Annotated in this window: 15 protein-coding genes; 7 read left to right on the plus strand and 8 right to left on the minus strand. The window is 72.0% G+C overall.

Translation table 11 applies throughout. The features are described 5' to 3' along the window. Nucleotide 1 precedes the first annotated feature (1 nt). Complete coding sequence (locus HT134_RS19670; protein WP_175601883.1) at nucleotides 2-1,867, minus strand: protein kinase domain-containing protein; 1,866 nt, start codon at nucleotides 1,865-1,867, stop codon at nucleotides 2-4. Nucleotides 1,868-2,056: 189 nt separating this feature from the next. After that, on the minus strand, nucleotides 2,057-2,542 hold the full coding sequence (locus tag HT134_RS19675) for a shikimate kinase (protein ID WP_246364792.1): 486 nt from the start codon (nucleotides 2,540-2,542) through the stop codon (nucleotides 2,057-2,059). 58 nt (nucleotides 2,543-2,600) lie between these two features. Here HT134_RS19675 and HT134_RS19680 point away from each other — a divergent pair, with 58 nt between their 5' ends. Both HT134_RS19680 and HT134_RS19685 read left to right on the plus strand, forming a co-directional pair. After that, entirely contained in the window at nucleotides 2,601-2,882 is a 282-nt protein-coding gene (locus HT134_RS19680) for a hypothetical protein (protein WP_175593838.1), read from the plus strand. Nucleotides 2,883-2,935: 53 nt separating this feature from the next. Then, on the plus strand, nucleotides 2,936-3,322 hold the full coding sequence (locus HT134_RS19685; protein WP_175601884.1) for a ChaB family protein: 387 nt from the start codon (nucleotides 2,936-2,938) through the stop codon (nucleotides 3,320-3,322). A gap of 81 nt (nucleotides 3,323-3,403) precedes the next feature. Here HT134_RS19685 and HT134_RS19690 read toward each other — a convergent pair whose 3' ends face one another. From HT134_RS19690 to HT134_RS19700, 3 genes are all read right to left on the minus strand, one after another. After that, nucleotides 3,404-5,230 carry a transketolase gene (locus HT134_RS19690; protein ID WP_175601885.1) on the minus strand — a complete coding sequence of 609 codons (1,827 nt, stop codon included), beginning with the start codon at nucleotides 5,228-5,230 and terminating at the stop codon, nucleotides 3,404-3,406. Between the two features lie 85 nt (nucleotides 5,231-5,315). Further along, nucleotides 5,316-6,407 carry an SDR family oxidoreductase gene (locus HT134_RS19695; RefSeq protein ID WP_175601886.1) on the minus strand — a complete coding sequence of 364 codons (1,092 nt, stop codon included), beginning with the start codon at nucleotides 6,405-6,407 and terminating at the stop codon, nucleotides 5,316-5,318. Between the two features lie 2 nt (nucleotides 6,408-6,409). After that, the gene (locus HT134_RS19700; protein WP_175601887.1) at nucleotides 6,410-6,664 is read right to left on the minus strand and encodes a hypothetical protein; all 255 of its coding nucleotides are present in this window, start codon (nucleotides 6,662-6,664) and stop codon (nucleotides 6,410-6,412) included. Nucleotides 6,665-6,720: 56 nt separating this feature from the next. Here HT134_RS19700 and HT134_RS19705 point away from each other — a divergent pair, with 56 nt between their 5' ends. The 3 genes from HT134_RS19705 to HT134_RS19715 are packed head-to-tail and all read left to right on the plus strand — an operon-like array spanning nucleotide 6,721 to nucleotide 8,822. After that, nucleotides 6,721-7,812, plus strand: coding sequence for a DNA topoisomerase IB (locus HT134_RS19705; protein WP_312888247.1), 1,092 nt, complete (start codon nucleotides 6,721-6,723; stop codon nucleotides 7,810-7,812). Nucleotides 7,813-7,855: 43 nt separating this feature from the next. After that, complete coding sequence (locus HT134_RS19710) at nucleotides 7,856-8,104, plus strand: BON domain-containing protein (RefSeq protein ID WP_175601888.1); 249 nt, start codon at nucleotides 7,856-7,858, stop codon at nucleotides 8,102-8,104. Further along, nucleotides 8,097-8,822 (plus strand): metallophosphoesterase family protein, encoded by a 726-nt coding sequence (locus HT134_RS19715; RefSeq protein ID WP_217708102.1) that lies wholly within the window; start codon nucleotides 8,097-8,099, stop codon nucleotides 8,820-8,822. The genes HT134_RS19710 and HT134_RS19715 overlap by 8 nt, the downstream gene beginning before the upstream one ends. Nucleotides 8,823-9,065: 243 nt before the next feature. On the opposite strand, the gene HT134_RS19720 is transcribed toward HT134_RS19715, so the two are convergent. Beyond that, nucleotides 9,066-9,215 carry a GPGG-motif small membrane protein gene (locus HT134_RS19720; RefSeq protein WP_175593845.1) on the minus strand — a complete coding sequence of 50 codons (150 nt, stop codon included), beginning with the start codon at nucleotides 9,213-9,215 and terminating at the stop codon, nucleotides 9,066-9,068. 89 nt (nucleotides 9,216-9,304) lie between these two features. Here HT134_RS19720 and HT134_RS19725 point away from each other — a divergent pair, with 89 nt between their 5' ends. Continuing rightward, on the plus strand, nucleotides 9,305-10,258 hold the full coding sequence (locus HT134_RS19725) for an LLM class F420-dependent oxidoreductase (RefSeq protein ID WP_175601890.1): 954 nt from the start codon (nucleotides 9,305-9,307) through the stop codon (nucleotides 10,256-10,258). A 106-nt stretch (nucleotides 10,259-10,364) separates the two neighbouring features. Here HT134_RS19725 and HT134_RS19730 read toward each other — a convergent pair whose 3' ends face one another. Continuing rightward, a complete protein-coding gene (locus tag HT134_RS19730; RefSeq protein ID WP_175601891.1) occupies nucleotides 10,365-10,850 on the minus strand; it encodes a DUF1360 domain-containing protein in 486 nt (161 codons plus the stop codon). A gap of 104 nt (nucleotides 10,851-10,954) precedes the next feature. On the opposite strand from HT134_RS19730, the gene HT134_RS19735 reads away from it, so the two are divergent. Next, nucleotides 10,955-11,551: a nucleotidyltransferase gene (locus HT134_RS19735; RefSeq protein ID WP_175601892.1), complete on the plus strand. Its 597-nt coding sequence runs from the start codon at nucleotides 10,955-10,957 to the stop codon at nucleotides 11,549-11,551. 95 nt (nucleotides 11,552-11,646) lie between these two features. Here the strand turns inward: HT134_RS19735 and HT134_RS19740 are convergent, their stop codons facing one another. Next, the gene (locus tag HT134_RS19740; protein WP_217708153.1) at nucleotides 11,647-11,991 is read right to left on the minus strand and encodes a PRC-barrel domain containing protein; all 345 of its coding nucleotides are present in this window, start codon (nucleotides 11,989-11,991) and stop codon (nucleotides 11,647-11,649) included. Nucleotides 11,992-12,105: the final 114 nt, after the last annotated feature.

Genomic DNA, 12,105 nt, shown 5'->3' on the forward strand with positions numbered 1-12,105 from the left:
GTCAGCCGAAGGCGAGCCGCTCGCGGCGCCGGTAGCCGGGGCGGGTCAGCGCCAGGAACACCCTGGACGAGCGGCCCGCCGCGGCCAGGATCCGCTCGGTCTCCTCGCCGGTGGCGTGCCGGTCCAGCCACGGCACCCGGAACGCCATCTGCCGCACCGGGACCTGACCGGCGACCCGCCTCTCGGCGCGCGCCCAGGCCGTGGGCGGGACCCGTTCCGTGATGATCGGGAACAGCTCGGCCTCCTCGCCGGCGATGTGCTCGGCGAGGAGGTCCAGCACCGGCTTCAGCTCGCGTCCCAGGCGGGCGAGATCGCCGTCCACGGCCGCGCGGCAGCGCTCCATCAGGGGGCCGAGCGCCTCGTGGCCGCCGGCGTAGGGGGACAGGTCGAAGGCGTCGCCCGCGGCGCGGGCGACGAGCGGCCACAGGGCCTCGTCGCCGTGGACGTGATGGTGGATGGCCGACAGCAGCGACCTGGTGTACCAGCGGGTCGCGGACGCCCGCGCGGCGGAGACGGCGCCGGCCTCCGGCAGCAGCTGGGTCAGGCGGCGCAGGTCGGACAGCATGGCCCGGTGGGCGACGTAGAGCCCGGTGAGATCGGGCGACCCGGTGACATCGGGCAGGGCGGTGACGTCGGGTAGAGCGGTGACATCCGGTACGGCGGTGACGTCGGGCGACGCGGTGACGTCGGGGGGAGCGGCGGAGCCGGGGTACGGGGAGACGGCCGGCAGGCCGTGACCGCTCGCCACGGCCCGGTCCCTCCCGGCGGGCGCGCCCGGCGCGGGGCTCCGCCCGGCCTCCCACGCGCGTAACCGGGGCCAGGCGCGGGCCAGCGCGGCGCTGGCCGGCTCGACCCGTTCGCCGCTGACGGCCACGAGCGTCCCCGCCTCGGCCGGGACGGGCGGCACGGCCACGCTCGGCCGGACGAGGAGGCCGGCCTCGGTGAGCCGGTCGAGGACCCCGTGCTCGTCGCGGCACACGGCGTCCCCGTCGAGCAGGCGCAGCAGCAGCCCGGGAGCCTCGTCCCGCTGGAGCGGCGTCAGCGACGCGTAGGCCCGCTCGGCCACCTCGCCCAGCGACGGCGGCCCCGCCAGCCCCTCGGGCGCCCCCAGCGTGTACGGCGGCTCGGGGGAGTCCCCCATGCCGGCCAGGAGCTCCCGCGGCGACGGGCGGTCCGCCGGGTTCTTGGCCAGGGCGCGCCCGACCAGGGAGCGCAGCGGCTCCGGCAGCGCGTCCAGGTCGGGGTCCACGGCCAGCAGCCGGTGCATCACGCCGCCCAGGCTCTCCCCGCGGAACGGGTCGTGGCCCGTGGCGGCGAACAGCGTCACCCCGCCCCAGGCGAACACGTCCGCCTCCGGACCCGGCCGCTGCCCGGTGAAGACCTCGGGCGCCAGGTACGTACGGGTGCCGACCGTGCCCGGGACCGTCACCCCGAGGTCGATCACGGTGGGCCCGTCGGGGGAGAGCAGCACGTTCTCGGGCCGCAGGTCGCGATGGGCGATGCCCACGGCGTGCAGGGAGCGCAGCGCCGTCGCCATGCCCGCCGCCAGCGCGGCCAGTTCCCCGCCGGCGTACGGCCCGTGCCGCTCCACCGCCTGCCGCAGGTCGGGCCCCTCGACGAACTCGCTCACGATGTACGGCACGACGCCGTCCATCCCGACGCCCACGACCCTGGCCAGGTGCCGCGGCGAGACCCGCCACACGGCGTCGGAGAGCTGGCCGTCGACCTCGCCCCGGGGCACCTTGACCGCGAAGCGGCGTCCTTCGTCGTCGTAGGCGTCGTAGACCACGCCCCGCCCGCCGGCACCCAGCCGTCCGGCCAGCCAGTAGCCGCCGAGACTCATGGGGTCGCCCGGCACCAAGCGCATCGTCACTGATGCTTAGATGCGGCCGGGACGGGATTGGTTGTGCCCGTTCGGGGCCTTCCGCCGCCGGATCCCGGTCCGGCGGGGGCACGGGGTGGGGAAGGGGACGTCACAGGCCCTCCGCGCGCCTCGGAGGACCCGTGCGTCATGATCATTATGCCAGCGTCCGGGACACGGACGGCCACACCGCGATCAGCCACCGTCACGCGCGGGTGATCGCAGTGCCCGCAGCGTGCCCTCGGCCACCTCCTCGGGCGTCGTCGTGCTCACGTCGAACGTGATGTCGGCCACCTCCCGGAAGTACGGCTCGCGCCGCGCCCGCATCACCGACGGCGCGAAGTCCGGCCGGTGGTCGCCGGAGCGCATCCGCTGGGCCAGGACCGCGTCGGGCGCGTCCACCCACACCACGAACGCCTCGCGCAGCGCCTCCCGCACCCGGGGATCCTCCACGGCGCTGGCCGCCGCGGTGATCACCTTGGGCTCGCCGGCGAGCTCCGCCAGGACGTGCTCGGCCTCCCGCTGATGCAGCACGTCCGCGCCCTCGCTCGCCGCGATCTGCGCCGCCGTCGCTCCGTACCGCTTGCGCAGGAACGGGTCGCTGTCGCTCAGGGGCAGGTCAAGGGCCTTGCTGATGAGGCGTCCCGCGGACGTCTTGCCCGCGCCCATAAGCCCGACCATCACTACTGGTTTGTTTTTTGCCATGTGGATAGAGGTTCCTCTTGTCAAGGAGGTACTAATGACCATCGCCGGAAGCATCATCCTCATCATGCTTGGCGCGATCCTCACCTGGGCCGTCGAGTTCGACCTCGCCGGTCTCGACATCAACGTCGTCGGCGTCATCCTCATGCTCGGCGGGCTGATCGGGCTCCTGTTCGGCATCTACCGGATCCAGGTGACCCGCAGGGCGGTCGGGCCCATCGACGAGCCGGTGACCCGCCACGAGATCTACGAGGAGCCCGAGGCGCGCCGGACCACCGTGTACGAGGAGCGCCGCCGCTACGACGAGCCCCCGCTGTAACCCCCACCACCGAGCCACGCGTGGGACGAAGCCATCGCAGGAGGTGAACCGACATGCCCGCCAAGGAGGAACTGCCGTCGACGATCCGGCGCTCGCCCAAGAAGGCGCAGGACACGTGGATGAAGGCGCACGACTCGGCCGTGCAGACGTACGGCGAGGGTCGCCGCGCCCACATGACGGCCTTCGCGGCGCTGAAGCACTCGTTCGAGAAGGTCGGCGACCACTGGGAGCCCAAGGCCAGGAAGGGACCCTCGGACCAGGGCGCCAAGGACCGCTCCGGCCGCACGGCCGAGGGCGTCGACGCCAACGCCAGCAAGGAGCACCTGCAGAAGGTGGCCTCCCAGCTCGGCGTCACCGGCCGGTCGAAGATGACCAAGCAGGAGCTGGTGGACGCCATCAAGAAGGCCAACCGCCGGGCCACCGCCAAGGCCCGCGGCTAGCTCCCGTCCGCGCTTCAGGCCCGCCAGGCTCGCCCGGCGGGCCTTCGTCCGTGCCACGGCGTCCCCGCGCGGCGTCCGACGTCAGAGGAGTCGCTTGACGGCCTCGACGATGGCGCGCCGGTCGATGCGCGCGTCGGCGAGCTGCTCCGCCGGCGTGGCCGATCCCGGCAGCCCCCGTACGGCCAGCTTCACCACCCGCGGCCCCAGCTCGCTCACCGCGTCCGTCACCGCGTCGCCGAGCCCGCCCTCGGGCCGGTGGTCCTCGACCGTGATGAGGTTGCCGGTCGTGGTGGCGGCGGCGGTCAGCGCGGCCTTGTCGACGGGCTTGACGGAGTAGAGGTCGATGACGCCCACGGGGATGCCGTCGGCGGCCAGCTCGTCGGCCGCCGCCAGCGCCTCGTGCACGGTGATGCCGGCGGCGACGATCGTGGCCCGGTCGGCCGGCGTGTGGCGCAGCACCCGCGAGCCGCCCACGGGGAAGCGCTCGCCGGGCGGGTAGACGACGGGCGTGTCGCCGCGGGTGGTCCGCAGGTAGGAGACACCGGAGATGCCGGCCATCTCGGCGGTCAGGGCCGCGGCCTGGTTGGCGTCGCAGGGGTAGAGCACCGTGCTGCCGTACACGGCTCGTAGCATCGCCAGGTCCTCCAGCCCCATCTGGGAGGGGCCGTCCTCGCCGATCGCCACGCCCGCGTGCGAGCCGACGAGCCTGATCGACGCCTGGCTCACGGCAGCCATCCGGATGAAGTCGTGCGCCCGGGTCAGGAACGCCGCGAACGTCGCCGCGTACGGCACGAAACCGCGTGCCTGCATGCCGACGGCGGCGGCGACGAGCTGCTGCTCGGCGATGTACATCTCGAAGAAGCGGTCGGGGAACGCCTTGGCGAACTCCTCGGTCTTGGTGGAGTCGGCCACCTCGCCGTCCAGGGCGACCACGTCGCCGCGGGCCGCGCCGAGGGCGGCCAGCGCCTCGCCGTACGCGGTGCGGGTGGCGACGCGGGTGCCGGGCTCGTACTCGGGCAGCGTCAGCGTGCCGTCGTCGAACCGGTACGGCTGCGGCATGATCTCCGGCCGGTGCACGTCCACGGTGAGGGTGCGCACGCCGCCCAGCTCGGCGACGGCCGTGTCCGGGTCCTTCAGCGCCTTGCCGTGGGCGCCCTCGCGGTTCTCCACCTCGACGACGCCCTCGCCCTTGCGGGTCTTGGCCAGGATGACGGTGGGCCGCCGGCGGGTGTTGCAGGCGTCGCCCAGCGCGAAGTCGATCTGCCCCGGGTCGTGGCCGTCGATCTCGATGGTGTGCCAGCCGAACGCGCCGAACCTGCGCGCGTACGCCCCGGTGTCCCAGCCGTGCCGGGTGGGGCCGCGCTGGCCGAGCCGGTTCACGTCCACGATGAGCGTCAGATTGGCCAGCCCCTCGTCGCCCGCGTGCTCGGCCGCCTCCCACACGGAGCCCTCGGCCAGCTCGCTGTCGCCGCACAGCACCCACACCCGGTACGGCAGGCGCTCCAGCCGCCCGGCCATCGCCATGCCCACGCCGACCGGCAGCCCCTGCCCCAGGGACCCGGTCGCCACGTCCACCCAGGGCAGGCGCGGGGTCGGGTGCCCCTCGAGCCGGCTGCCCCGCTTCCTGAAGGACAGCAGCTCCTCGTCGGTGATGGCGCCCGCCGCCTTGAACAGGGAGTACAACAGCGGCGAGGCGTGCCCCTTGGAGAAGATCAGATGGTCGTTGGCCGGGTTGTCGGGGTGCTCGAAGTCGTAGCGCAGGTGACAGGCGAACAGCACCGCCATCAGGTCCGCCGCCGACATCGACGAGGTGGGGTGACCCGACCCCGCGGCGGCCGAGCTGCGCACGGAGTCCACGCGCAGCTGGCCGGCCAGTTCGGTCAGGTAGTGCAGGTCGCGTTCAGGCATGGTCAGGGCCTCCTCTGGTCGTCCGCCGCCTACCCCTTCTCGGCCGCTTAACGCGGGAGTCCGCGCTCGCGGAGGCCTTGACCGGTCAGCGCGAGCGCCGGAGGAGCGCCACCGCCGCGGCGGCTCCCGCCGCGAGGCCGAGCAGGACCGGCCGGCGGTGCTGGGACAGCCAGAGCTGCGGGCTGCGCGCGTGCGAGCGCCGGTCGAAGCCGCCGTGGGCGCCGTAGTCCTGGTCCTCGTCGGCCGGCTCCCACAGGTTGGCCACGCCGGTCGGCGCCTTGTCGTCCGTGACCTGGGACTTCGTTCCCGTACGAGCCAGGTAGCGGTCCACCAGGGCCGGGGCGATCCGCTGCGCGACGAGCGTGGCGGCGGTGGTGACGCCGACCCAGTACTCCTTGCGCTCCGGGTGCTCGGCCGCGTAGACGATGCCGTTCGCGGCGACCTCGGGTTGGTAGATGGGGGGCACCGGCTGCGGGTGGCGGCGCAGCTTGGACAGCACCCAGTCGAACTGCGGCGTGTTGACCGCCGGGAGCTGCACCATGGTGATCTTGATGTCGCTGCCCTCGCTCATCAACTCGGTGCGCACCGAGTCGGTGAAGCCCTTGATGGCGTGCTTGGCGCCGCAGTACGCCGACTGCAACGGGATGCCGCGGTAGGACAGGGCCGAGCCGGTCTGCACGATCGTGCCCCGGCCGCGGGGCCGCATGAGGTCGAGGGCCACGCGGGTGCCCCACACGTAGCCGAGGTAGGTCACGGCGGTGGTGCGCTCGTACTCCTCGGGGGTGATGTCGGTGAACTTGGCGAAGACCGAGGAGAACGCGACGTTGATCCACACGTCGATCGGCCCCATGTCGGCCTCGATCTGCTCGGCGGCCCGGCGGAGCTGCTCGTAGTCGGCCACGTCGGCCTCGAACACCTTCCCGCTGCCGCCGGCCACGCCTACGTCCACGGCGGCGGCGCCGAGCCCGGTCGTGCCGCGCGCGATGAGCGCGACCTTCGCGCCCTTCGCGCCCAGCTCACGGACCACGGCCCGGCCCACGCCGCCGCTCGCGCCCGTCACCACGACCACCTTGCCGCGCAGGTCGTGGGGGCGCAGCCCCTCGGCCGTCTCGGCGACGGCCCCGGAGAGGGACCCCGCCTCGGTCCCGGAGCTCACGTCGGTTCGCTGCGGAGTCATGCTCACCCTGCCTCTCCCACGTTCCTGCGCTTCTGCCGCCGTACGGCGAGCACCATGTCGATGACCGTGACCACGGCGACGACGACCGCGATGCCCGTCAGCACCGGGAGGTGCGCGATCAGGCCCAGCACCGCCATCGCGAAACAGAAGACGAGGATGAAGGACCCCGCCCTGATGTGCACCACGTCCCGCGGTGTCGCCGGCACCATGGGTTTGCCCGTCGCCGAGCGTTCTTCCCACTGGTTGTTGTCAGACATGGGCTCTCACCTGCCCGCGCCGTTTGGAGGTTAACGTTCGGGGTAGCCGCGCAGCCGTGTCCGAGCTGCATCCCAGTGACCGCAACGAGCCGGGGATCGTCCGCCGGCGCCGCGGACGGGGCTTCAGCTACCACCACGCCGACGGCGGGCCCGTGGACGCCGGGACGCTGGCGCGGATCAAGGCGCTCGCCATCCCGCCCGCGTGGACCGACGTGTGGATCTGCGCCTCGCCGAACGGCCACCTGCAGGCCGTGGGCACCGACTCCGCGGGACGCCTCCAGTACCGCTACCACGACCTGTGGCGCGAGCAGCAGGACCGGATCAAGTTCGACCGGGTGCTGGAGCTGGCCGACCGGCTGCCCGGCTTCCGCAAGGCGGTGGACGAGGGACTGCACGGCAGGGGACTGACCCGGGAGCGGGTGCTGGCCGCGGCCGCGCGGATGCTGGACGTGGGCTTCTTCCGCGTGGGCGGCGAGAGCTACGACACCTACGGCCTGGCCACCCTGCGGATGGAGCACGTGGCGTGCGCCCGCGGCACCATCACCTGCTCCTACCCGGCCAAGGGCGACATCCAGCGGGAGGTGGCGATCGCCGACTCCGACGTGTGCTCGGTGATCAGGGCGCTCAAGCGCCGCCATCCCGAGGGGGAGCTGCTGCGTTACCGGCAGGGGGGCCGCTGGGTCGACGTGCGCAGCGACGACATCAACGACTACCTGCGCGAGACGATCGGCGACGACTTCACCGCCAAGGACTTCCGCACCTGGCACGCGACCGTGCTGGCCGCCGTCGGCCTCGCGGTGTCCACGCACGCCGGGGAGGGGCCCGGCGGGACGGGAAAGGCGACCGGGAAGAGCGGGAAGGCGACGGGGAAGAGCGGAAAGGCGGTGGGGAAGCCGGGGAAGGGGCCCGGGAGGACGGCGCGCAAGCGGGCGGTCGCCCGGGTGATGCGCGAGGTGTCGGAGTACCTGGGCAACACGCCGACGGTCGCCCGGGAGTCGTACGTGGACCCGCGCGTGGTCGAGGCGTACGAGCGGGGCCGCACGATCGCGCCGGTGCTGACGGAGCTGGGCGCCGAGGCGGACTTCGGCCAGCTGGCCACCCACGGCGCCGTGGAGCGCGCCGTTATCGACCTGATACGCGCCGTTTGAGGGATTAGTCCCCGGGCATGCGGCGTCAAGGAAGGAGGAACCCATGGAAGCTCCGCAGTACGTCGCGGCCCGCATCCAGCAGGCGCTGGCCGAGGACGCGCGGACCCACGAGCTCGGCATCCACGTCGATGTCAGAGGGGATCAACTGTTCCTGCGCGGCCAGGTGAGCGGGAACGACCAGCGCGTGAGGCTCGGTGAGGTGGCGCACGAGGCCGCCCCCGACCTGAGGATGCACAACGAGATCAAGGTCGTCGTCGTCAACGAGCCGGGGGAGGATGAGCACCTTGACTGAAGTCCGCATAGCGGCCGTAGGCGACATCCACCTGGGCGAGGACGTCCGCGGCGAGTACCGCAAACGCCTGGAGGGCATCGAGGAGCGCGCCGACGTGCTCATGCTGGCCGGGGACCTCACCCGGCACGGCACCCTGGAGGAGGGCCGGGTGGTCGCCGACGAGCTGCGCGACCTGCCCGTCCCGGTCGTCGCGGTGCTCGGCAACCACGACTACCACTCCGACCTCCAGCACGAGATCGCCAGTGAGCTGCGCGACGCCGGGGTGACGGTGCTGGACGACGACGGCGTGGTCATCGAGTGCGGCGGCAGCAAGCTGGGGGTCGTCGGCGGCAAGGGTTTCGGCGGCGGGTTCGCCGGCAAGTGCGCGAGCGAGTTCGGCGAGCGCGAGATCAAGGACTTCGTGGCGCACACGCGGTACATCGCCGAGAGCTGGAAGATCGCGCTCAAGGAGACGCAGGCCGACCGGCGGGTCGTCCTGTCGCACTACTCGCCGATCAAGGAGACCCTCGAAGGCGAGCCGCTGGAGATCTACCCCTTCCTCGGCAGCTACCTGCTGGCCGAGGCCGTGGACACGGCCGGGGCCGACCTCATCCTGCACGGCCACGCCCACAAGGGCACGGAGAAGGGCCTCACCCCGGGCGGCATCCGGGTCCGCAACGTGGCGCTGCCGGTGCTGGGCAAGGCGTACGCGGTGTACTGCCTGGAATGCGGAGAATAACGCCGTACTCCGGTTAACACCGAGAGGGCGGTCGCTCCGGATGGAGCGACCGCCCTCTCGGTGTGGTTGCCTAAACGATAGATGATCTTTTTCGGCTGATTTTCTGTTGCTTCGATGACATTTCAGCTCACGCCGCATAAAGCGGCGAAGCGGGTAACACGTGACGACACAGCCTGACGGATTGGTCCACCGGGCCGGCGTCCACCGGCCCGGTGGGGGTCGAAGGGGGCGTTCGCGGCGCCCCTAGACATTGAAGATGCTGACACCGCCGGGGCCCACGAGGAAGCCGAGGACGATCAGGACGATCCCCCAGAGGAGATCGCGACGGGCCAGAATCACATAGATCCCGGCGATGACGAGAACGACCGCGATGATCCACAGCAAAGTAGCCATGGCCCGCTACTGCCCGTGCCGAAAGACATTTAACATCCTTTCCCGATGCGTGACATGTTTTCCGGGGTCGCGGCGGGAAGTGGACGTTCATGACTGCTTTCGGATACTTCCTTTCCTGCGAAGAGCACGGCCCCCAGGAACTCGTCCGGCAGGCCAAGGCGGCCGAGCGGGCCGGATTCGAGGCGTTGTGGATCTCCGACCACTTCCACCCCTGGCTGGACGAGCAGGGACAGAGCCCGTTCGTCTGGTCCGTGATCGGCGCGATCGCCGAGGCCACGTCCCTGCCCATCACCACGGCCGTCACCTGCCCCCTGATGCGCGTCCACCCCGTGATCGTCGCCCAGGCGGCGGCCACCTCCGCGGCCCTGTCCGGCGGCCGGTTCCGGCTCGGCGTCGGCACCGGCGAGGCGCTCAACGAGCACGTCGTCGAGTCCCGCTGGCCGCCCGCCGACGAGCGGCTGGAGATGCTGGAGGAGGCCGTCGGGCTGATGCGGGAGCTGTTCACCGGCGAGCAGGTGACGCACCGCGGCACCCACTACCGGGTGGACACCGCCCGCCTCTACACGCTGCCGGACGAGCCGCCGCCCATCTACATGTCCGGCTTCGGGCCCAAGGCGATCGAGCTGGCCGGCCGCATCGCCGACGGCTACATCTCCACCGGGCCGAGCGCCGAGATGGTGGAGCAGTTCCACAAGGCCGGCGGCGCGGGCAAACCGGTGCTCGGCGGCCTGAAGGCCTGCTACGCGCAGGACGAGGCCGAGGCGCGCAGGACCGTCCACCGGCTGTGGCCCAACCAGGGCATCCAGGGCGAGGCGTCGCAGCTGCTGCCCCTGCCGCGGCACTTCGAGCAGTTCGCCCAGTCCGTCACCGAGGAGCAGGCCGTCGGCTCCAGCCCGTGCGGCCCCGACGTCGACACGCACGTCCAGGCGATCCAGGCGTACGTGGACGCGGGCTTCGACGAGGTGTACGTCAACCAGATCGGGCCCGAGCAGGACGCGTTCTTCGACTTCTACGCCCGCGAGGTCCTGCCGCGCCTGCGCTGAGGGCCGGATCCCGCGCCGAAGCCTGGGCCGGGCCCCGCGCCGAAGCGCCCCGTGCCGCGGCGAAGGCCTCACCGGAAGCCCGGGAGGCCCTCGCCGCCGGAGCGGGTCAGGACGCCGAGCGCTGCAGCTTGGCGTAGGCGAGCTGCAGCCAGTCGGAGACCGCCACCGCGGTCATCGTCGCCCCCACCAGCCGCGTGAACCGGGGCGCGATCACCAGCCCGGCCGCGTAGGCCGTGGCCGTCCACTGCGCCAGGCAGAACGGGCACGACAGCAACTCGCCGACCGAGTTGCGCGGCTCCTCCTTCAGCTCCGCGGGGCCGCCCGTCCCCTCGTAGCGGGTGAAGGGCGCGCGCAGCGGGCTCGTCACCGGGTCCTTGGCGATCAGCCGCGACGCCTTGTGGGTGCAGCCCGCCATCAGCGCGAGGTCCAGCACGCCCACCTGCTCCGGCATCTTGCGCCCGGTCAGCGCCGCCAGGCCCGCCGCCGCGGCGACCGCCCCGCCGTACACGGTGAGGATGCGCAGGTAGCCGCGCAGCGGCCGGTCGTGCTCGCCCTGGTACTCGCGTTCGGTCTTCTCCAGGAAGTCGGTCATAGGGCCTGGCGCTACCCCCGCTCCCCGGCTCTAGTCGCGCCCCCGCCGCCGCTCCCGCGCGTGATCCGACGTCTAGCCGGGGGCCGCGAGGGTAGCCCGATCACATGAGCAGCCACAGTCATGAAGTCACCGACGCGATCCTCGACACGCTCAAACGCGCCAGCTCGGGGTTGAAGGACGCGGGCGTGAAGTTCGCGCTCGCCGGTGGATGCGCCGCCTACGCCCGGGGGGCCGCGCCATCGCTGCACGACGTGGACTTCGTGCTCACCGAGCACGACGTGCCGGCCGCCCTGGAGGCGCTGCGCGGTCTCGGCTTCGAGACGGCCAAGCCGCCGGAGGACTGGCTGGTCAAGGCGTACGACGACGGCCGCCTGGTGGACCTGATCTTCCGCATCTCCGACCGGCCGATCACCGCCGAGCTGATCGAGCGCGCCGAGCAGATGAAGGCGTCGGCGGTGATCGTGCCCGTGCTGGAGGCGACGGACCTGGTGATCTCCTGGCTGATGCCGCTGTCGGAGCACGCCTGCGACTACGGCGCGCTGCTGCCGCAGGTGCGGGCGCTGCGGGAGCAGGTGGACTGGCAGCGGGTGGCGACGGTGACCGCCGACTCCCCGTACGCGGCGACCTTCCTGACCCTGCTGGAACGCCTCGGCGTGCTGGAGGCGCCGGTCGAGCCCAAGGGTGACCCCTCCTGGCCCTGACCCCGGTCCGGCTCCGGCCTCCCGGAGCCGGAGCCGGACCCCGGAACGACGAAGGGCCGCACCCCGAGGGGTGCGGCCCTTCGCCTTGGGTCAGGTCAGTGCGTCCAGCGGCCGTAGTAGTCGCCCACCCGCGTCCGGTACTCGGGCTCCTTGAAACGAGCCTCGTCGAACTCCGGAGCGTTCTTGATCTCTTCCTTGGTGCGCGAGACGTACACCTCGCGCTCCTGAGGATCGATCCGGGTGATGACGCTCGCCGGCAGCATGACCTTCTTACCGAAGATCCACGGACCGGTGTCGACGACGACGTAGCTCTCGCCGACCTCGTACGTGGCCTCATCGACGGAACCGATCTTTCCGTCGGTGGCGTGGACGTGGTACCCGGTGATGTCCAGCGCCTGGCCGCGGTCGTAGACGTCAGGTCGATAGTCCCAGAGCTGCATGGAGCTCACGTCCTTTCTTCTTCCGTCTCGTACGTTGGCCCCCTCCGACTACCCGGAGGTCCGGCGACAAACCTCAGGCCAAGAATTCGTCAAGAAATGCCGCTACGATCCCGC

It is taken from the genome of Nonomuraea rhodomycinica (assembly GCF_013363995.1).
GTDB lineage: Bacteria > Actinomycetota > Actinomycetes > Streptosporangiales > Streptosporangiaceae > Nonomuraea > Nonomuraea rhodomycinica.